Source organism: Streptomyces rugosispiralis (genome assembly GCF_024505145.1).
Lineage (GTDB): Bacteria > Actinomycetota > Actinomycetes > Streptomycetales > Streptomycetaceae > Streptomyces > Streptomyces rugosispiralis.
The window spans coordinates 14,394-34,756 of sequence record NZ_JANIAA010000058.1 but is presented as its reverse complement, the minus strand read 5'-3'; the positions used below and the strand labels follow the sequence as shown (position 1 = coordinate 34,756).

Annotated in this window: 17 protein-coding genes; 11 read left to right on the top strand and 6 right to left on the bottom strand. The window is 71.0% G+C overall.

The features are described from left to right. Positions 1-17: 17 nt before the first annotated feature. Complete coding sequence (locus NP777_RS43520; protein ID WP_256655733.1) at positions 18-1,142, bottom strand: alpha/beta fold hydrolase; 1,125 nt, start codon at positions 1,140-1,142, stop codon at positions 18-20. 80 nt (positions 1,143-1,222) lie between these two features. Next, complete coding sequence (locus tag NP777_RS43515; protein WP_256655732.1) at positions 1,223-3,100, bottom strand: LamG-like jellyroll fold domain-containing protein; 1,878 nt, start codon at positions 3,098-3,100, stop codon at positions 1,223-1,225. Between the two features lie 579 nt (positions 3,101-3,679). On the opposite strand from NP777_RS43515, the gene NP777_RS43510 reads away from it, so the two are divergent. Beyond that, positions 3,680-4,810, top strand: coding sequence for a 50S ribosomal protein L11 methyltransferase (locus NP777_RS43510; protein WP_256655731.1), 1,131 nt, complete (start codon positions 3,680-3,682; stop codon positions 4,808-4,810). Positions 4,811-4,823: 13 nt separating this feature from the next. Here the strand turns inward: NP777_RS43510 and NP777_RS43505 are convergent, their stop codons facing one another. Beyond that, a complete protein-coding gene (locus NP777_RS43505) occupies positions 4,824-5,624 on the bottom strand; it encodes an alpha/beta fold hydrolase (RefSeq protein WP_256655730.1) in 801 nt (266 codons plus the stop codon). 309 nt (positions 5,625-5,933) lie between these two features. On the opposite strand from NP777_RS43505, the gene NP777_RS43500 reads away from it, so the two are divergent. From NP777_RS43500 to NP777_RS43475, 6 genes are all read left to right on the top strand, one after another. Then, the gene (locus tag NP777_RS43500) at positions 5,934-6,767 is read left to right on the top strand and encodes a 2-keto-4-pentenoate hydratase (protein WP_256655729.1); all 834 of its coding nucleotides are present in this window, start codon (positions 5,934-5,936) and stop codon (positions 6,765-6,767) included. Beyond that, positions 6,764-7,729 (top strand): acetaldehyde dehydrogenase (acetylating), encoded by a 966-nt coding sequence (locus NP777_RS43495; RefSeq protein WP_256655728.1) that lies wholly within the window; start codon positions 6,764-6,766, stop codon positions 7,727-7,729. Before NP777_RS43500 ends, NP777_RS43495 begins: the two co-directional genes overlap by 4 nt. Then, complete coding sequence (dmpG, locus tag NP777_RS43490) at positions 7,726-8,790, top strand: 4-hydroxy-2-oxovalerate aldolase (protein WP_256655727.1); 1,065 nt, start codon at positions 7,726-7,728, stop codon at positions 8,788-8,790. The genes NP777_RS43495 and dmpG overlap by 4 nt, the downstream gene beginning before the upstream one ends. A gap of 92 nt (positions 8,791-8,882) precedes the next feature. Then, the gene (locus tag NP777_RS43485; RefSeq protein WP_256655726.1) at positions 8,883-9,554 is read left to right on the top strand and encodes a TetR/AcrR family transcriptional regulator; all 672 of its coding nucleotides are present in this window, start codon (positions 8,883-8,885) and stop codon (positions 9,552-9,554) included. Positions 9,555-9,792: 238 nt separating this feature from the next. After that, a complete protein-coding gene (locus NP777_RS43480; protein WP_256655725.1) occupies positions 9,793-11,136 on the top strand; it encodes an MFS transporter in 1,344 nt (447 codons plus the stop codon). A 54-nt stretch (positions 11,137-11,190) separates the two neighbouring features. Beyond that, complete coding sequence (locus NP777_RS43475) at positions 11,191-12,234, top strand: LLM class flavin-dependent oxidoreductase (RefSeq protein WP_256655724.1); 1,044 nt, start codon at positions 11,191-11,193, stop codon at positions 12,232-12,234. On the opposite strand, the gene NP777_RS43470 is transcribed toward NP777_RS43475, so the two are convergent. Continuing rightward, entirely contained in the window at positions 12,224-12,514 is a 291-nt protein-coding gene (locus NP777_RS43470; protein WP_256655723.1) for a hypothetical protein, read from the bottom strand. The genes NP777_RS43475 and NP777_RS43470 overlap by 11 nt on opposite strands. Positions 12,515-12,728: 214 nt before the next feature. Here NP777_RS43470 and NP777_RS43465 point away from each other — a divergent pair, with 214 nt between their 5' ends. Both NP777_RS43465 and NP777_RS43460 read left to right on the top strand, forming a co-directional pair. Beyond that, complete coding sequence (locus tag NP777_RS43465; protein ID WP_256655722.1) at positions 12,729-13,331, top strand: LmbU family transcriptional regulator; 603 nt, start codon at positions 12,729-12,731, stop codon at positions 13,329-13,331. A 651-nt stretch (positions 13,332-13,982) separates the two neighbouring features. Further along, positions 13,983-14,828 (top strand): hypothetical protein, encoded by an 846-nt coding sequence (locus NP777_RS43460; RefSeq protein WP_449343564.1) that lies wholly within the window; start codon positions 13,983-13,985, stop codon positions 14,826-14,828. 313 nt (positions 14,829-15,141) lie between these two features. Here the strand turns inward: NP777_RS43460 and NP777_RS43455 are convergent, their stop codons facing one another. Continuing rightward, positions 15,142-16,269, bottom strand: coding sequence for an alpha-hydroxy acid oxidase (locus NP777_RS43455; protein ID WP_391858690.1), 1,128 nt, complete (start codon positions 16,267-16,269; stop codon positions 15,142-15,144). Continuing rightward, the gene (gene hppD / locus NP777_RS43450) at positions 16,253-17,374 is read right to left on the bottom strand and encodes a 4-hydroxyphenylpyruvate dioxygenase (protein ID WP_256655720.1); all 1,122 of its coding nucleotides are present in this window, start codon (positions 17,372-17,374) and stop codon (positions 16,253-16,255) included. The genes NP777_RS43455 and hppD overlap by 17 nt, the downstream gene beginning before the upstream one ends. A 181-nt stretch (positions 17,375-17,555) precedes the next feature. On the opposite strand from hppD, the gene NP777_RS43445 reads away from it, so the two are divergent. After that, entirely contained in the window at positions 17,556-18,713 is a 1,158-nt protein-coding gene (locus NP777_RS43445) for a prephenate dehydrogenase (RefSeq protein WP_256655719.1), read from the top strand. A gap of 241 nt (positions 18,714-18,954) precedes the next feature. Then, entirely contained in the window at positions 18,955-20,331 is a 1,377-nt protein-coding gene (locus NP777_RS43440) for an aminotransferase-like domain-containing protein (RefSeq protein WP_256655718.1), read from the top strand. The last annotated feature ends 32 nt before the right edge of the window (positions 20,332-20,363 follow it).

The following is a 20,363-nucleotide window of genomic DNA, read 5'->3' as shown; positions in this document are numbered from 1 at the left end:
TATCTCGGGGCCTCGTCTCAGCCGACGGAGCCGTCCTCACCGGACTGCTGCCAGGCGCAACTGCCCAGCGTGGCCCGGCCCTTCTCGACCAGCGGGTCGGCGATCCGGGCAGGGGGCATCGTGCTGTGGCCCCGGTAGCAGATGACCGTGCGGTCCGTGTGCCCGGCGAGGTCGACGAGAATCTGGTCCCAGTGCCGGTACTGCACATCGTGTCCCGTGTCGGCGTAGCTGCGCACGGCCGGCTTGCCGGGCAGGTGCTGCTTCCAGGTGTCGATCGTGCTGGGCGGCACGGTCGTGTCCTTCTTTCCGCTGTAGAGGGTGACGGGGGCCGTCAGCTTTGACAGATCGGGGCCGGGCCGCTGGCAGTAGAGCTTCTGCTCATGCACCTGAGCTGCTGGGTCGGCCTTCTGACCGCGCTGGTTGTAGGTGCGGGCACCGTCCTCGAACGCGGTGTCGGCGAAGCCGGGGATGCGCTTGGTCGGGCTGTCGTCCGGGAGCGCCCACCAGACCCGGGGGTCGGCGATCTGCTTCTCCAGCGACTTGCCCAGCTCCTCGTCGGACATCGAGCAGTACGGACGCTGGGCCCCGTACGGCGGCAGCGCGGCGGCCAGGTGCAGTGACTGAATGCGGTCGGGGGCCATGGACGCCAGCTCGGCGGCGTACGGACCGCCGCCCGAGATGGCGATCACGCTGACCTTGCGCACCCCGACGCGGTCCAGCACCTGAAGCGCGTCCTCGGCGAAGTCGGCCTTCCCCAGGCTCTTGTCGAACTCGGTGTCGCCGAAACCGTTGCGCTCGACCGATATCAGCCGCAGGCCCAGGGACTCCCGGGTGGAGCGCAGGAAGTCCGTCATATGCGCCACCCGCGCACTGGTGCCCGTGCCGCCGATGTAGAGCACCGGCTTGCCGTCCCGGGGGCCGTCGTCGATGTAGTGGGCGGTGCGGCCCGAGTCCAGTTTCAGCGCCCGGACCTCGGGGCCGAGCGAGTCGAAGTCGTCCTGGATGCGGACTCGATGGACATCGGTGGCGCGCGGCTCCCGTGGCGCGGTGGCCGTGGCGGTGGCGCTCACGACTCCGGAACCCGTGAGCAGGACGGTGGCGACGGCGGTGGCGGCGATCCCGGTGACGAGGGCTCTGGGCATGTGTCTCTCCTGGCCGTAGGGGGAGGGCGGCGTTGATCGGGTGGAACGAACGCCACCTACCCCCTCCGATCCGGAAGACACTAGGCGGGGGCGGTCATGAAGTCCTCTGGCCGCAGGGCTCGTTTCACGATGCGGGTGTCGCCGATCCAGCCGTAGAAGCTCTGGCCGAACTTCTCATCGAACTGGGTGGCACCGATCACGAAGGGTTTGCCGAGGGTGGCGATCCCCGTCGACGGCTGGCTCGGATTGCGGGCGATCTTCGAGCCGTCGACATACACCACGGTGTGGTGGCCGTCGTTGACGACCGCGACATGGGTCCACCGGCCCACCGGCAGGGCGTGGCTCCAGGAGGTGGGATCGGCGTCCTGCAGCTGCGGGTAGACCACGAACTGGAGGAAGCGTTCGGGGGTCACATTGAGGCTGCACGTCGGCTCGTCGGGTGACCAGCCGGTGGTCTTGCCCGCGTCGCCGTTGCGGCCCTCCCAGCTGAGGATGCCCATCCAGGCGTGGTCGCCCTCGAAGGGGTCCGGGAGCTTGAGATACGTCTCGATGGTGTAACCGCCGGTGAACTTCTCGGAGTTCAGCGGTGCCGTGCCGGAGGTGGTCAGGACCGCGCCGCGGTCGGGGGCCTTTCCGCCCTCGAAGCGCAGACTGGCATGGGCCGGCTGGTCGCCGTGGTGCTCGCCGGACCAGGTCAGGATCTCGGGCGCGCTGTCGTGCAGCCGCGTCACCCGGAGGTCGTTGCCGTGGCCGGACAGATCGCGGATCACCGTGTCCGTACCGACGGGGGTGTCCGCGTCCGTCGCCCGGGAGGCGGTTCCCGAGGCGTCGAAGCGCCAGTACGCGAGGGTGCCGCGCGGCATCACCGCGGACGCCGGGCGCGGCTCGCGCGGCACGACCGGCGCGAAGCCGGCGAAGCGCCGCTCGAAGTCGACGCTCAGGCTGAACCGGTCGGCGGGCCCGGTCAGCTCGATGGTCTCCGCCTCCAGAGGTGTGCGCTTCTCCGGATCCCGGCTGAGGAACCAGGGCGAGAAGGTCTCCACGTCGATCACGTTACGGACCAGGTCGAAGGCGTAGCGGCGGATCATCCCGGCGCCGCCGTAGTACCGGTCCTGGTAGTTGGTGATGTGGACGTGGACCTCGTGACCCGCGTCGTTGGTCAGTACGGTGCGCCCAGGGGGCCAGTAGTGCCCGCCCAGCGCGAGGAAGATCTGGTCGTTGCCGCGGATGAGGCCGTCCCACAGCCGACGGCCGTTGTCCGAGAGCTGTGCGGCGCCGTCGTCGTCCGCCCAGGCCAGGTCGTGGGTGGTGAGGATCGCGGGCAGGGTGGGGTGCGTGTCGAGCACCTTCCGCGCCCATCCAAGACCGGAGGCGGAGACCCGCCAGTCGAGCGCGAGGACCAGCCACTCCCGGCCGCCCGCGCGCAGCACGTGGTAGCTGTTGTAGCCGTCGGCCGAGGCGCCGCCGAAGGTGGGCATGGACGAGAACCGCCGCGGGCCGAAGGCGTCGAGATAGGCGCTGTCGCCGCGCTGGTCGTCGGTCCCGGAGTCGATGTCGTGGTTGCCGGCGAGCACGCTGTAGGGGACCTTGCCGTGGATGGTCCCGAACACCGTCGCGGCCAGCGAGATCTCCTCCCGCGAACCGTGCTCCGTGACATCGCCCAGGTGCGCCATGAAGGCGAAGTTGGCGTCCTCGCGCTGGGACACCAGGTACCGGAAGGTCGCCCGGAGCGGTTCCGGGTCGGAGCTGTCGGCGTCGAAGAGGTACTGCGTGTCCGGCAGGATCGCGAGGCTGAACCGCGGTGACGCGGAGTCGTAGTGGTGGCCGCCGGGCTTCGGGGTGGCGGCGTGACCGGGCGTCGTCCCCGACGCGACGGCCACCGTGCCCGCGGCCGGTATCACGGCGGTGGCCCGCAAAAGTGTCCGTCTGCCCAGATGGTTGCGGTCCGTCGCGTCCATTCGCCCTCCCGCGCGTCATGTGAAGAATCGGTGACCCCGGCCCGCACTGTGGTCAAGACCTGTGACCACGCGGGGGCGGCCAGATGAACGGCACCTGATCCGTTGAGGGCGGAACGGGCGGACGTCGAAGCCGACTTGGCGGGCCGTGCCGCCGATCCCACCCGCCCGGCGCCGGCCCCTCCCGCTCCGGACGCAATTCTCCGCTGAAAGGTTGTCGCGCTAATAATATTAGTGACGATTATTTTCGGACGGCCCGGGGCTGGATATGGCGGGCCAGTCGCGAAATTCAGCCGAATTCACTCCCCGAATCAACCCCCGCGTGGTCGTGAACATGTCAATCCCTCCCCATGTGTCTGTTCCGCGGGCCTGTTCGCGCGGCGCCCGAGCGGGCCTGGCCGCGGTGCCCGGCCAGGCACGGCAAGGGGTGTTCGGTCGCGTCGCGCCGGGGTGCTTTGGTATTGCTTTAACAGTGCTATGTTCGGACTTTATTCATTCATGGCGCATTCTAATCCTAGGGAATTCCGGGTTTTTAGGGCTGGCATGCTGGTCTCGAAAAGTCGCCCAGGGAAAGGTTGAACGATGCATCATTCTTTCGTCGCGGAGTTGGCCGCGCCGGGATGCAAGGTGCCGGTGCGGGCGTGCGATATCGAGTCGAGCCCGGTATGGCTGTGGCCGTCGATCGGCGAGTATCCGGTGTACGACGAGGTCGCGTACGAGGCGATGATCAAGGACAAGCGCCGGATGAGCGCGTACTCCGACGCCGTCCGGCGCTACGCCCCCGGCCGGACCGTGGTTGATATCGGCACGGGGCAGGACGCGGTGTGGGCGCTGGCCGCCGCCCGTGCCGGAGCGCGGCATGTGTGGGCCGTGGAGGTCATCCCCAAGTCCGCGCGGATCGCCCGGAAGAACATCGAGCAGGCGGGTTTCGCCGACCGGATCACGGTGGTGGAGGGGCTGTCCACCGAGATCGAGCTGCCCGAGCCCGTCGACGTGTGCGTCTCGGAGATCATCGGCACGCTCGCCGGCTCCGAGGGCGCGGGGTCCGTGCTGCGGGACGCGCGGAAGCGGCTGGTGAAGCCCGACGGGGTGTTCATCCCGCACCGCAGCGCCACCACGGCCGTCGCGCTGGACCTGGACAGCGCGTACCTGGGCGAGCACCCCGGGTTTCCGACTCTCGTCCTCCGCTATGTGGAGGAGGTGTTCGCCTCGGTGGGCCGTCCCTTCGATCTGCGGGTGGCCGTCGAGGGGGTGCAGGACAATCCGGCGGTGCGGGAGCGGTCGTATCTGTCCGGTGCCGTCGAGGTGGAGCCGCTGGAGTTCAACGGCGACCTGGACCCGGAGGGCACCGACGGCGCCGAGCTGACGTTCACGCGAGCGGGCAACGTCTCCGGGCTCGCGCTGGGCATGCGGCTGTGGGTGGCCGAGGACGACGAGCCCATCGACTCGCTGACGCAGTCGAGCAGTTGGGCCCCGGTCTACGCGCCACTGGCGGAGGAGGGCCTGTCGGTGCGGCCGGGCGACCGGTTCGTGTTCGACTTCACCACGACGCTGAGCGACGACGGTGTGCACCCCGACTACGCGCTCACCGGCGAGCTGCACCGGACCGACGGCCCGGCGGTGCCGTTGAGCTGGGGTTCGACCCACCACGGGGACGGGTTCCGCGCGACCCCCTTCTACCGCTCGCTGTTCCCCGGGCCAGGAGCGCCCTGACGCCACGCCGTCGTCAGCCGCCCGCCACCTCGGCGGACGCGACGGCCTCCCGTACGAGCCGGGCGAACTCCTCCGGACGCTGTTCGGGAAACGGCACACCGGCCCCGGGCACGATATGCCCCTTCGCCGACAACGCCCGCACCATCGGCTCGAAGCTGGGCATCGACGGGTCGTCCTCCTGTCCGCAGATGACCGTGGCCGGGGCGGTGATCCGTGGCAGCCGCTCGTCCATCGCGAACAGCCGGATGGCGATATGCCCGTCCTCCACCCGGTCCAGCACCCGCAGGGCGTCGGCCATGAAGCGGTTGAGCGCGGCCTCCTGACCCGGCTGGTAGAAGTGGCTGCGCCGGTTCCACAACTCCATGAGGTGGGAGCCGTCCGGCTTCGGCGGCACCCAGTCGACCGGGCGTCTCCACACCGCGCGGGCGCGCTTCTCCGGGGTGATGAACGGGGTCGCGGAGAGCGTCAGGCTCCGCACCCGGGAGCCCAGACGAGCGGCCACCTCCACCGCGATCACTCCACCGGTGTGGTGTCCGACCAGGTGGAACGCATCGAGTCCGAGCCCGTCCACCAGGTCCTCGACCCCGTCGGCGAACATCTCGACGCTCTGATCGTCCGCAGGCTTCGCCGACGCCCCGTAGCCGACGGTGTCCATCGCGATCGCCCGGTGCGTGGCGCCGAGCAGCGGAAGCACATCGCGGTACTCGGCCCAGGACCGCGGGGTCTGGTGGAGCAGCAGCACCGGCTCGCCCTCGCCGCACTCGACGTAGTGCAGTTGGCCGAACCGGCTGGAGGCGTAGTGGGCGGTCAGCATATGCACTCTCCTGACGTGGCGGGGAAGTGAGCCCGCACTTCTGGTCGTACTTTGTACGGAACTCCTTGGGCGCCGTCAAGAGGTGTTCGGCGGGGACGGGCCGTTTGCCCGGAGTGTTCCGTCAGGCGGTACGGGCCGCTGGACGGACGCGGGTACGCGAGGTCAGGGTCACCTCACGCGTTCCGTCGCCACCTGCCTCGTTCCGTGTGACGGAACGAAAGTTGGCTCGTGGTGGGCGGCGCGTCTATACCGGAGGCCATATCGGGAGCGCCGGGCCCCGGCCCCGTGTTCTTCTCCAGGAGGTAGCCCGTGCCGAATGTTCCCGACCACGTCCCGACGGACCCCCTCCCCGGGGCCGTGGTCAAGGCCGCCGACGCACTCGCGGGCGCCGCCCGCGACGGGATCGCCTGCGCGCCGGTGCGCACGCTCCTGGACGACGGCGACATCGAGTCCGCCTACGCGGTGCAGCGGCTCAACCTGCGACGCGAAGAGGCCACCGGCCGCCGGATCGTCGGCCGGAAGATCGGCTTGACGTCTCCGGCCGTACAGCGCCAACTCGGTGTCGACCAGCCGGACTTCGGCGCGCTCTTCGCCGACACGGCGGTGCCGGAGGGGGGCGAGGTGCCCGCCGGGCGGCTGCTCCAGCCCAAGGTGGAGGCCGAGGTGGCGCTCGTGCTCGGCGGCGATCTGCCACACCGCCACTGCACCGTCGTGGACCTGCTGCGCGCCACCGACTTCGCGCTGCCCGCGCTGGAGATCGTCGACAGCCGGGTGCGGGACTGGGACATCTCCATCGTGGACACCGTCGCCGACAACGCCTCCTGCGGGCTGTACGTCCTCGGCGCCCGCCCGGTGCCACTGTCCGGGCTCGACCTGCGCTCGGTGCGGATGACCATGACGCGCAACGGCGAGCCGGCCTCCGACGGGACCGGCGCCGACTGCCTCGGCGGCCCCCTCAACGCGGCCGTCTGGCTGGCCTCGGCCCTCGCCGAGCGGGGCGACCCGCTGCGGGCGGGCGACCTCGTCCTGACCGGGGCCCTGGGGCCGATGGTCCCGGCCGCCCCGGGCGATGTGTTCCACGCCAGTATCTCGGACCTGGGCACGGTAGGAGTCGGGTTCGCCCCGGAAGGAGACCACCGGTGAGCAGCGAGACCAACACCCGCACCAAAGTGGCGATCATCGGCTCCGGCAACATCGGCACCGACCTCCTGATCAAGGTGCTGCGGCTCTCCGACACCCTGGAGATCACCGCGATGGCCGGGATCGATCCCGCCTCCGACGGCCTGGCCCGCGCCCGCCGCCTGAAGGTGGCCACCACCCACGAGGGCGTTGACGGGCTGGTGGCGATGGACGAGTTCGCCGACGTGGACATCGTCTTCGACGCCACCTCCGCCGGTGCCCACAAGCGCCACGAGGAGGTGCTGCGCCCCCTCGGCCGCACTCTCGTCGACCTCACCCCGGCCGCCATCGGCCCCTATGTGGTGCCCCCGGTCAACGGCGACGCCCACCTCGACGCGCCCAACGTCAACATGGTCACCTGCGGTGGCCAGGCCACGATCCCGATCGTGGCCGCGGTCGGCGCGGTCGCCCCCGTCCACTACGGGGAGATCGTCGCCTCCATCTCCTCCCGCTCCGCGGGCCCCGGCACCCGCGCCAACATCGACGAGTTCACCGAGACCACCGCCGCCGCCATCGAGCGCGTCGGCGGCGCCGCCCGTGGCAAGGCCATCATCATCCTCAACCCCGCCGAACCGCCCCTGATCATGCGCGACACCGTGCACTGCCTGGTCTCGGGCTGCGCCACCGAGGAGGTCACGGCCTCCGTCGAGGAGATGGTCGGCCGCGTCCAGGCGTATGTGCCCGGCTACCGCCTCAAGCAGAAGGTGCAGTTCGACCAGGTGGGGCCGGGCGACCCGATGCGCTCCCTGCTGCCCGCCGAGGCCGCGCACACCGACGCGGTGAAGGTCTCGGTCTTCCTCGAGGTCGAGGGAGCCGCCCACTACCTCCCGGCCTACGCCGGAAACCTCGACATCATGACCTCGGCCGCGCTGCGCACCGCGGAGCGCCTGGCCGCACACCGCTCCGGCGAGGAGGCCGCACGATGACCACGACCGACGGCGACGCGACCGACGGCACCCCGCCCGTCCCGCCCGCCCTCTACGTCCAGGACGTGACCCTGCGGGACGGCATGCACGCCATCCGCCACCGCTACACCGTCGAGCAGGCCGGCACCATCGCCGCCGCGCTGGACGCCGCCGGGGTGGCCGCCATCGAGATTGCCCACGGCGACGGCCTGTCCGGCTCCAGCGTCACCTACGGAATCGGCGCCCACACCGACTGGGACTGGATCGAGGCCGTCGTCGGGGCCACCGGCACGGCGATCCCCACCACCCTGCTGCTGCCGGGCATCGGCACGTTGCACGATCTCAGGCAGGCCCACGCCCTCGGCATCCGCTCCGTGCGCGTCGCCACCCACTGCACCGAGGCCGACATCTCCGCCCAGCACATCGCCGCCGCCCGCGAGATGGGCATGGACGTGGCCGGGTTCCTGATGATGTCGCATATGGCGGAACCGGCCGAACTCGCCCGCCAGGCACGGCTGATGGAGTCCTACGGTGCCCACTGTGTGTACGTCACCGACTCCGGCGGCCGGCTCACCATGGACGGTGTCCGCGACCGCTTCCGCGCCTACCGCGATGTGCTCGACCCGGGCACCGAACTCGGCATCCACGCCCATCACAACCTCGCCCTCGGCGTGGCCAACACCGTGGTGGCCGTGGAGAACGGCGTCACCCGCGTCGACGCCTCGCTCGCGGGCCAGGGCGCGGGGGCGGGCAACTGCCCGCTGGAGGCGTTCATCGCCGTCGCCGACCTGATGGGCTGGAAGCACGGCTGCGACCTGTTCCCCCTGATGGACGCCGCCGATGACCTCGTACGGCCACTCCAGGACCGCGAGGTGCGCGTCGACCGCGAGACCCTCACCCTCGGCTACGCGGGCGTGTACTCCAGCTTCCTGCGCCACGCCGAGGCCGCCGCGGTCCGCCATGGCCTGGACACCCGCGCGATCCTGGTCGAGGTCGGCCGCCGTGCGATGGTCGGCGGTCAGGAGGACATGATCACGGACATCGCGCTCGACCTGGCCGCCCGCTCGGACAACACCTCCTGACCGCCGCCCGATCGGCGGGACGCCTGTACGGTGTGGTGTACGACGGCGTCGGTGTCGCCGGTCCCCGGTGGTGTGCGAAGAGGAGAGTCCCAGTGGCGGGTCAGCGGTCGCGTGGCAGGGCGCTCACCGCTGAGCGGATCATCGAGGTGGCCACCCGGATCTGCGACGAGGAGGACATCGACGTCCTGACGATCCGGCGGCTCGCCGCGGATCTCGGCGTGGGCGCGATGACGCTCTACAGCTACTTCCGCGGCAAGGAGGAGATCCTCGACGGGATCGCCGACTACGTCATGGGGAACTTCCGGCTGCCCACCGCCGAGGAGACCTCGCCCGAGGCGGTCGTACGGGCCCTCGCGCTGGCCTTCCTGGAGATGATGCGGGAACACCCCAGCATCGTGCGGCTCTTCTCCACCCGGGTGAGCACCGGCCCGCGGTCCATGCGGGGCGCGTTCGAGGCGGTCATCGGGAGGCTGCGCGAGGCGGGGTTCGGGGACCGGGACGCGGTGCGTGTCTACGGTCTGATCGTGCAGTACAGCCTGGGTTTCGCCAGCTATCAGGCGCCCCGCCCGTGGGGGAAGGCGGACCACCCCGAGGCGGCGGAGCTGCGGCGCCGGCGCAGGCACTTCTACGGGACCCTGCCGCGCGAGGACTTCCCGCACATGGTGGAGCTCGCCGAGGAGATGACCACGCTGCCCAGCGACGAGCAGTTCCTCTTCGGGCTGGACTGCCTCATCGACGGCGTTCTGCGGCGTACCGGCGACTGAGCCTCGCCCCCCGGCCTTCCCAGCTCCGGATCCTTCGGCCCGGGGCATGTCAGCGACCTTGACGCCATACATCGAACGGTACATAGTACGACCACTTGTGATCGCTGAGCCGGCCTCGCTTCGGCCCTAGGCGTCCTGCGGTTTCTCAACCCCGCCGCATCTGTCAGGGGAGCGCCGCCGCCCCCTTCCCGAGCCCCGCCCGTCCCTACGGACCGCCCCTGAAGGACAGAGGACCCTCATGACAGCAACCGATGTTCGTGAACCCGGCCGGGATCAGAGCACCAGAGCGCTGGTCGCCGGCTGGATCGGCACCACCGTCGAGTACTACGACTTCTCCATCTACGGACTGGCCTCGTCCGTGGTGTTCGCCAAGCTCTTCTTCCCCACCTCGGACCCGGTGACGGGCACGCTGCTTTCGCTGTCGACCTTCGCCATCGGCTTCCTGGCCCGGCCGATCGGCGCGGTGGTGTTCGGCCACTTCGGCGACCGCGTGGGCCGGAAGTCCACGCTGGTGGCCACGTTGGGGCTGATGGGCATCGCCACCTTCGCGGTGGGTCTGCTGCCCACCTACCGTCAGGTGGGGATCGCGGCGCCGATCCTGCTGATCGTCGCCAGGCTCGCCCAGGGGTTCTCCGTCGGTGGCGAATACGGCGGGGCGGTCCTGATGACCATCGAACACGGGGAGCGCGGGAAACGTGGCTTCCGGGGCTCACTGATCAATACCGGGACCTCGGCCGGGCTGCTCCTGGCCAATCTCGTCTTCCTCGGGGTGCTCCAACTTCCGGACGACCAGTTGCACTCATGGGGCTGGCGGATTCCGTTCCTGCTGAGCGCGGTGCTCGTCGGCGTGGGGCTGTTCGTACGGCTCGGTCTGGACGAGAGCCCCGAGTTCGAGGCGGTCAAGGCGCGGAACGCGGTGGACCGGCTGCCCGTGGTCGAGGTGTTCCGCGAGTGCGGCGGGCGGGTGCTGCTGATGGCCGCCGGGATTCTGGGTGCCGGGGTGGCCTTCACCCTGGCGACCGTCTACAGCCTGGAGTACGCCCGCACCGGGCTGGGGCTGGACAAGGACACCATGATCGCCGTGCTGCTGCCGGCCACCCTCGTCATCATCGTCTGCGTCCCGCTGGCCGGAAAGCTGGCGGACCGGATCGGAAACCGCACCGTCTTCATCGCCGGGGCGGCCTCGCTGATCGTGCTGCCGTTCGCCTGGCTGGCGCTGCTGCAGACGCGGCAGTACGGGTTGATGCTGCTGGGCTTCACCCTGCTCTTCATCGGCTACTCCGCCAACTACGGCGTGGTCCCGGCGTATTTCTCGCAGGTCTTCCCGGCGCGGCTGAGGTTCACCGGCATGTCGATCGGCTTCACCGTCGGGCTGATCGCCGGGAACGCGTTCTCTCCCGACATCGCCACCTATCTGCTGCACACCACCGGCGGATGGGTGGGCATCGCGGTGTACATGGCGGCGATGTCGGCCGTCTCGGTGGTGGCGGGCCTGTTCCTCCGGGAAGCGGACGACACCACCGAGCCGCCCCGCGTTCCGGCTCCGCACGTGGCCGACGGCGATACGGCGCGGGCGCGCTGACCGCCGTACGTCATGCCGTACCAAGCACTCACACCAAGCTCTCAGGAGGAGACCGTGAACGAGCAGAGCGGGATACGCGTCGGCGTCCGCATACCGCCGTGCGACCGGGTGGACCGGCTGGCCGGGACCGCCCGGCGGGCCGAGGAACTGGGCTTCGACCAGGTGTGGTTCCCCGACTCCCAGCTGCTGTGGCGGGACGTCTTCACGGCCCTGACCGCCGCCGCGCTGGGCACGGAACGGATCGGCCTGGGCAGCGCGGTCACCAACGTCGTCACCCGCCACCCGGCCGTCGTCGCCTCGGCCGCGCGCAGCGTCGCCGAGCTGGCCCCCGGCCGGTTCACCCTCGGCCTCGGCGTGGGCAACAGCTCGGTCGGCCCCATCGGCGTGCGCTCCAGCACCGGGGCCGAGCTGCGGGCCGGGATCGCCACGCTGCGGGCGCTGCTCCAGGGGGAGGAGTGGGAGTTCAACGGCGTACGGTCCCGGCTCCGGGACCCGGATCCGGAGGTACCGATCCACGTGGCCGCCAGCGGCCCCCGGAATCTGCGGCTCGCCGGGGAGATCGCCGATGGTGTCATCCTGCTCAGCGGTGTCTCGCGGACGACGCTCGCCAGTGCCACCGCCCGGGTGCGGGAGGGCGCCGAGGCCGCGGGCCGCACCGCGGCGGCGATCCCGCTGACGGTCTCGGCGTTCTGCGCGGTGACCGATGACGTGGCGGCAGAAGCCCGGCTGCTCAAGCCGATCTGTGCGTCGATCGCCCAGAACGGTGGCGCGCCCTTCCTCGCCCTGGCCGGGATCGAACTGGACGTCCCGGCGCGGGTGGAGGGGGTCTATCCGGACCTCGTACACGCCGAGGACTGGGACGCGGCCGTGGAGATCTGCTCGGCCTGGGTGAGCGACGCGGCGGCCCTGCGGTTCGCCCAGGAGTTCTGCCTCTTCGGCACCGCCAAGGAGATCGCCGAACGGCTCATCGCGCTGCGCGCCGACGGGGTGACCGATGTGTTCCTCCAGCACGTCGGTTCCTACGAGCCGCCCACCGAGCTGATCGAAAGCGTCGGCTCCGCGGTGCTGCCCGCGCTGCGGCCGGACGTCAGCCGGTGAGCGTACCGGACCCGGGACCGCCGTCGGCCGCGACGATCAGATTGAGCACGGTGATGTGCTGACCGCAGTTCGGGCACTCATGGCCGGTGCTGAGCGGGGGCACCGGCGCCGGTGCCCGCAGGTGTGTCCGGTCCGCGGGGTCCGCGGTGGCCGCGCCGCGGCGGTGGGCCCGCCACCACCGGGTCTTGCATCTGGAGCCGCAGAACCTGCGCGTCGGGTTCCTGCTGGTCCAGGTGAACTCGGCGCCGCATTCGGCACACCGCCGGGCTGCGGTGTCCATGTAGCCTCCTCTGTCGGCTCGCGGTGAGACTGATTCCGCATGCATGCGCCCCAGTAGATCGGTGCGTGGGTTTCGGCACCGTAACGCCCTCGGCCGCTCGCGCGGCAGACGCTTCTCGGCCGTGGGAAACCGGCCAGGCGCGATGAAACCTCGCCGAAACCCCCGGCTGTGGAGGATGAGCGCGCCGAAGACGAGGGCAGGTGAGGTGCGCACGATGTCCATCCCCGCGAACGGGCGGACGACCACCCGGCGAACGGGATTGTCACTCCCTCCCGATCTGCCGCTGTCCGAGTGGCGCCACCTCGGCCAGCAGATCCACGTCATCGCGGACTCCTCCGCGTGGTGGCTGGGCGATTGGCTCATCTTCGGCCAGGAGCACTACCCCGACCGCTACCGCCGCGCCTTGAAGCAGACCTCGCTCGACTATCAGACCCTCCGCAACTACGCCTGGGTGGCACGCAAGTTCGAGCCGGGAAGGCGGCGGGGCAAGCTGAGTTTCCAGCACCACGCGGAAGTGGCGGCCCTCCCCGAGGCCGAGCAGGAGGAGTGGCTGACCCGGGCCGAGGAGGGCGGCTGGACCCGCAATGCGTTACGCCGGCAGATACGCATGCGGCGTCAGTCTCCGGAAGCCGCACAGGAGCCGGGCGTTGTGCAGGTGAGCGTGGTCGCCGAGCGCAGAATCCGCTGGGAGCGCGCGGCGGAGACCGCCGGGCTCGGGCTTATGGATTGGATCATCCAGATGCTGGATGAAGCGGCCGACGACCCGGTCCAGCGTATTCCCGGCCCCGCCGCCGACCCGCCTGCCCTGGGGGCGTAAACAGCGCTCCGTAGAACCTCTAGCCAATGCTTTCTGTCCCGCCGGCGGGACGACGGCATGGATTCCGGTGCGGCATTCCCGCGATTCCCTCGATTTGGCGTTCCTGCGCGCCCGGTGAAAGTATTTCACGCGGACTCCGGCGCTCCGGGAAAGAACGCGAAGGACCAGGTACGCGGTCGAACGGAGCCGCATTCACCTCATGTGACACGCCGCGTCCCGCTGGTATCAGCAAGCACGCCCAGAACGCCGTCTTCCGCTGGTGATCGCCCTATCCGAAACCATGAGTTCTAGTTGAGTAACCGCGGCGCGCCGCGCGCGGATACGGGGTGTCAAACCGCCTGACCACTGTTAGAGTCTGCGTCGAAAGATTGAACGGCCTTTCGCGCTTTCGCGAAGTGGAGTAACGGGGGGTGGTCGATATTGATCGGCCACGATTGGCGATCTTCGAAGTGGTGTCCAAAGCGTACCTGCCACCCCCGGATAGAAATTCTTTTCGAGGCGAGCTCGCCTTGGAGCGGGGGGTTGGCGATGTTCGAGCAGCAACTTGAGGAAGTGGTCGTCGAAGTCGACATCGCGTCGATTTCGACGGCGGAATCACCGCGTAGTTCAGGGGAGGACCCGGAGCACATCCAAGCGCTGGCGGAGACGGAAGTGACGTTACCGCCCATCATCGTTCACCGGTCCACGATGCGGGTGGTCGACGGCGCCCACCGGCTACGGGCCGCGGAGCTCCGCGGCGACGAGAAGATCAAGGTCACGTTCTTCGACGGCAGCAAGGCCGACGCGTTCGTCCTCGCCGTCGGCTCGAACATCACCCATGGCCTGCCGCTGTCGATGGCGGACCGGAAGTCCGCGGCCGCGCGCATCATCGTGTCGCATCCCCAGTGGTCGGACCGCATGATCGCGTCGGTCTCGGGGATCTCGGCGGGCACCGTCGCGGAGATCCGGCGGCGGAGTTCGGCCGAGGACGCGGCCAGTGGCAGCCGGATCGGCCAGGACGGCCGGGTCCGTCCCATCAACAGCGCCGCGGGGCGGGAACTGGCGAGCAGACTGATCACGGCGGACCCGGGGCTGTCACTGCGCCAGATCGCCCGGGCCGCGGGGATCTCCCCGGAGACCGCACGGGACGTCAGGAACCGTATGAGCAGGGGCGAGGACCCCTTGCCGAAGTCACGCGGCGCGGCGAAGGCGGCCGGAGACCGGCGGACCGAGGCGCTGAGCCGGTCCACGGCGGGCGCGGCCACCGCCGAGGTGGTGCCGATGGCCGACCGCCTCGCGGCCGTGCACCGTCTCACCTCGGACCCCGCCCTGCGGTTCAACGAAACGGGCCGCAGGCTGCTCCGGCTGCTCAACATCAACATGCTCAGCGCCGAGGAGTGGCAGGAAATCATCGCCAATGTGCCGCCGCACTGCAGCGGCATCGTCGCCAGCCTCGCCCGCGAATGCGCGGGGATGTGGGACGAGATCGCGGTCCGGGTGGACCTCCAGCTCGCCTAGGGGGTGTCCGCCGAGGGATCGTGACGCCTGCGGCGGACTGCCCTTCCCCGCCGCTTCGTTCGGCGGCATCGATATGCGGTTCCGCCGCGTGGCGGGGCTCCGCACCGGACTTCCGGAGTCCAGGGGCGGAGCCCCTGGTAGCGGGAAGGGGCGGGGAGGGGAAAGATCCGCCGGACACGCCGCCGGGGCCGTCCAACCATCGGGAATCGCTGGTTGGACGGCTCCGGCCGAAGCCACCTGCCGACCCAGCGATCCGGCCAGGACGAGAGGGCCCGTCCCGGCCGGATCGCATATGCGGCGGCGCGGCCGTGGCTCACCGTACGGTGCGCAGGCTCCGGGCCTCGGTGACATCGGCGCAGCCGGCCAGCCCCAGGGACGTCCGCAGTTCGGCGGCCAGCAGCTCGAACACCCGCCGCACACCCGCCTCACCGGCCGCGGCCAGCCCCCACATCACCGGCCGTCCCACCAGCACCCCGGCCGCGCCGAGGGCCAGCGCCCTGAGAATGTCCGTACCGCTGCGGACACCGCCGTCGAGCAGCAGCTCGCAGCGGCCGTCGAGCACGGGCGCCAGCTCGGCCAGCGCGTCCAGGCTCGGCACGGCGCCGTCGAGTTGACGGCCGCCGTGGTTGGAGACCACCAGCGCGTCGACGCCGGACTCCGCCGCGCGCAGCGCGTCCTCCCGCGCCAGGACGCCCTTGAGCACCAGCGGCAGCCGCGTGCGCTCGCGCAGCCGGTCCACCGTGGCCCAGGTCAGCGCCGGGGAGAACGCCTCGCTGGTGTGCGCGGCCACGGCCGAGGCACCGGCGGGCCGGATGTGCGCCGTCCCGCCCGCGGCGATGTTGGCGGCCCGCACCCCGGCCGGGAGCGTGAACCGATTGCGGATGTCCCGCAGCCGGCGGCCCATCCACGGCACGTCCACGGTGAGCATGAGCGCCGCACAGCCCGCGTCCTCGGCCCGGCGGGCGAGCTCCAGCGTCCGGGCGCCGTCGCGCAGCCAGTACAGCTGGAACCAGACCGACCCGCCGACCGCCGTGATCTCCTCGATCGGCACACTGCTCAGCGTGGAGACCGCGAACGGCACCCCCGCGGCCTTCGCCGCCCGCGCGGTGGCCAGTTCACCGTCCTCGCTCACCAGCCGGTGATACGCCACCGGGGCCACCGCCAGCGGCAGCGCCGCCGGGCGGCCGAGCAGCGTGGCGTCCGTCGTGCACCGCGAGACGTCCCGCAGCACCCGGGGGACGAGGAAGGTGCGGTCGAACGCCGCGCGGTTGGCGGTCAGCGTCAGCTCGTCACCACTGCCGCCCGCCACGAAGTCCCGGACGTCGGGCGGCAGGACGGCAGCGGCGGCGCGCTCGATGTCGGCCACGCACTCGACGCCGGTCGCCGCGTCGGCATCCGCCCCGGCCGCACCGCGAACCGTGCGGTCAGCGCCGGAAGTCACGCTGCCCGGTCCTCTCCAGCTCCACGGCCTCGTACAGCGCCTTGATGTTCGCGCTGCCGAAGGTCTGGGCGCCCTGCCGCTCGATGACCTCGTAGAAGAGGGTGTGCCGCGGGTGGGTGGAGGCCGTGAAGATCTGGAACAGCTGCCCGTCGTGGTCCTCGTCCGCGAGCACTCCGGTGGCGCGCAGATCGGCCAGGCGCCGCGGGCTGAGGCCGATCCGCTCACCCAGCAGGTCGTAGTACGCGTCGGGCGTGCTGAGGAAGGTGACGCCGCGGTCGGACAGGGCGCGCACGGAGCCGACGGCGTCGTGCGAGGAGAAGGCCAGGTGCTGCACGCCCGAGCCCTGGTGGCTCTTCAGGAATTCGTCGATCTGCCCCGGCAGGGCCGTGTCGTCGGGCTCGATGAGGGTGAGGGTGACGGTTCCGGACGGGCTCTGCACGACCCTCGAGTGCATCGCCTGGGCGCCGACGACGATGTGCTCCGCGAAGACGTCCCGGAAGCCCAGCGCCTGCTGGTAGTACGCGACGGCCGGGCCGAGGCCGCCGCTGCCCAGACAGACCGCGATGTGGTCGATGTCGAGCAGGCCCACCTCGGCCAGGCCCGCCTCGGCACTCGGTCCGTCGGGCCGCTCCTGGCCGTCCGTCGGCACGAAGCCCGCGGGCAGCCCGGGGCCCGCGTCCGGCACGCGCTGGACCAGGGTGTGGATCACGTCCCCGAAGCCCCGCACCGCGGCGGTGACGGACGGGCCGTCGCCGGTGTGCCGGGCCGGTTGCCGGTGGACACCGGCGCCGTTCGCGACCGCCGCCGCGAAGGCCGCCCGCACATCGGCGGTGCGCAGCGCGATGTCCGCCACGCCGTCGCCGTGGCTGAGCACATACGCCGAGGCGGGGTGGCGGTCGGAGGTCGCCTGGGTGAGCACGAGCGTGATCTCCCCGTGCCGCAGCGCCAGGCTGCGGTGTTCCGCGGAACCGCCGCTGCCGACGATGCCGAACGCATACCGGTCGACCCACTGGAAAGCGCTCGAATCCAGGTTCTCCACATACAACTCGACGTAGTCGATGGCGAGATCCGCGAGCGGCTCCGCGGTTTTCGATGAATTCCTCATATTGGCCCCCCTGATGCGGAAGAAAACCGGGCCCGCAGAACTCTAGGCGGCCTTGAGCGCGTCCAGCCATCGGCGCCATTAAGGCGGTTAACGGAACTCGTGGACGCCGGGCCCGCTCCATAAGCTGTGCCGTGTTTTGTGTTTCCGGGTCGCGGTCCTCTTGGACGGGTGATGTCTTGTGATGCACACGATGGCCGTCATCGGCACCGGCCTCATCGGTACGTCGGTCGCGCTCGCCGCCACCGGGCAGGGCGTGGCGGTGTATCTCTCCGACCGCGACCGGGCCGCCGCCAGGACCGCCGCCGCACTCGGCGCGGGCCGGGCGGAGGAACCGCCGGCGCCGGTCGACCTCGCCGTGCTGGCGGTGCCGCCGAGCCGGATCGCCGAAGTGCTGATCGCGGCCCAGACGCGCGGTCTGGCCCGCGCCTACACCGATGTGGCGAGCGTGAAGGCAGGCCCGGAGCGGGCCGTGCTCGCCCGCGCCCCCGAACCCTCCCGCTACGTCGGCGGCCATCCGCTGGCAGGCCGGGAGCGGTCGGGGCCGCTGGCGGCGCGGGCCGAGCTGTTCCGGGGCCGCCCCTGGGCGCTGACACCGCACCGGCTGACCTCGCGCGCCGCCCTCGATCGGGGCCTGGAGCTGGCCGAGTTGTGCGGCGCCGCCCCGGTGGTCATGGGCAGCCGGGAGCATGACGAGGTGGTGGCGCTGACCTCGCACGTTCCACATCTGCTGGCCGGCGTGATGGCCGCCCGGCTGCGCGACGGCCCGGCCGGGGTGCCGCTGCTGGCCGGGCAGGGGCTGCGCGATGTGACCCGGATCGCCGCCGGGGACCCCCGGCTGTGGAGCGACATCCTGCGGTCCAACGCGGCCGCCATGGCCGGGGTGGTGAGGGAGCTGCGCGCCGATCTGTCCCGGGTGGCGGCGGCGCTCGACGTGCTCGCCGAGGAAGACGCGTTGGCAGAGGAAGACGCGTTGGCCGTGGAGGACGTGCTCGCCGAAGGCGACGACGCGGGCCGTGACCAGGGCGTACGGACCCTGGAGGACCTGCTGTCCCGGGGCGTCGCCGGGCTCGCCGGGCTGCCGCGCCCCGGTGCCACCCCGCCCGCGGCGGAGGCGGGGCTGCGGATCCTGGTCCCCGGCCGCCCGGGGGAGCTGGCCCGGCTGCTGGGCGCCGTCGCGGCGCTCGGCATCGCCGTGGACGACGTCGCCGTGGAGGCCGCGGAGGAGAGCGGCCTGCGGGTGCGCGTGCCCGTTCCCGCGGCCGACGCCGAGCGCATCGGGGCCAAGCTGGGCGCTGATGGGTGGGAGCGGGCCCCGGCGGAATCGGTGCCCGCCGGATAGCGCTCGACAAGCCCGCCGACAAGCCCGCCGACAAGGCTGCCGACAAGCCCGTCCAAGCGCGCGGTTCGAGCAATTGGACGGCGTTGTGAAAAGACCGGCGGGCGTGTGATGCTGAAGCATCCGAGCCGCCCTCATTCAGCTGCTCGCATTCATCCGGTCTCATGCACGTCGCATTCATGCGAGCTCATGCGAGCCGCTCTTATGCGAGCCGCCCTCATTCATTTTCCGCCCGGGGGAATTCATGGCAGGAACCACCGTCGCCGCGCAGACCCGGCAACGGGACCATCTGGACATGGCAGAGCTGCACGGCAGCGTTTCCGAGCCGGTGCTGGACACGATGAACTTCCTCAACGAGGTGACCCATCGCTATCCGGACGCGATTTCCTTCGCCCCGGGCCGGCCGTACGACGGCTTCTTCGACACCGAGCAGGTCTTCACCCACATCCGCCGCTACCTGGACCACCTGGCGGAGCAGGGGAGTTCACCGGCCGACATCCGCACCGCGCTGTACCAGTACGGCCCGACCGCCGGGCGGATCCGCCAGATCATCGCCGACTCGCTGCGCGTGGACGAGGCCACCGAGGTGCCGCCCGAGTCCATCGTGGTGACCGTCGGCGCCCAGGAGGCCATGCTGTTGGTGCTGCGGGCGCTCTTCGCCGGCCCCGACGACGTCCTGCTGGTCTCCAGCCCCTGCTATGTGGGGATCACCGGCGCGGCCCGGCTGCTGGACGTGACGGTGCGCCCGGTGGAGGAGCGCGAGGACGGGTTCCACGCCGCCGACCTGGAGGCCGCGGTGCTGGCGGAGCGGGCGCGCGGCCGCCGCCCCCGCGCCTTCTATGTGGTGCCGGACCACTCCAACCCGTCCGGGAACACCATGGGCCCGAAGGCCCGGGAGGAGCTGCTGGAGCTCGCCGAGCGCTACGACTTCCTGGTGCTGGAGGACAGCCCGTACCGGCAGGTGAGCCCCGGCACCCCGCTGCCGACGCTGAAGTCCCGGGACCGGGCCCGCCGTGTGGTGCACCTGGGCTCGTACTCCAAGACCGTTTTCCCCGGCGCCCGGGTCGGGTTCGTCGTGGCCGACCAGCGGGTCCTGGACGCCTCGGGCGGTGAGCGGCTGCTGGCGGACGAACTGGCCAAGATCAAGAGCATGGTGACGGTCAACACCTCGTCGCTGAGCCAGGCCGCCGTGGCGGGCGCGCTGCTCGGCGCCCGGGGCCGGCTGTCGGAGCTGAACGCCGAGGCGGCCGCGTACTACGGCGAGGCGATGCGGGAGATGCTGCGGCGGCTGGACGCCCGGCTGCCCGCCGCCCGCCGGGAGGCGCTCCGGGTGCGCTGGAACGAGCCCAGCGGCGGCTTCTTCCTCACCATGCGGGTCCCGTTCCGGGTGGACAACACCGTACTGACCACATCCGCACAGGACTTCGGCGTGATCTGGACGCCGATGGCGCACTTCTACCCCGGCACCGGCGGCCACCACGGCATCCGGCTGTCCATCAGCTATCTGACGCCCGCCGAGATCGACGAGGGCACGGCGCGGCTCGCGCGCTTCATCGAGGCGCACAGCGCGCCGCGTAACGCGTCGCACAGCGCGCCGCACAACACCAGCGGATCCCAGTGAGAAAGGTGAGGCAACGTGTCCGGACTGAGTCG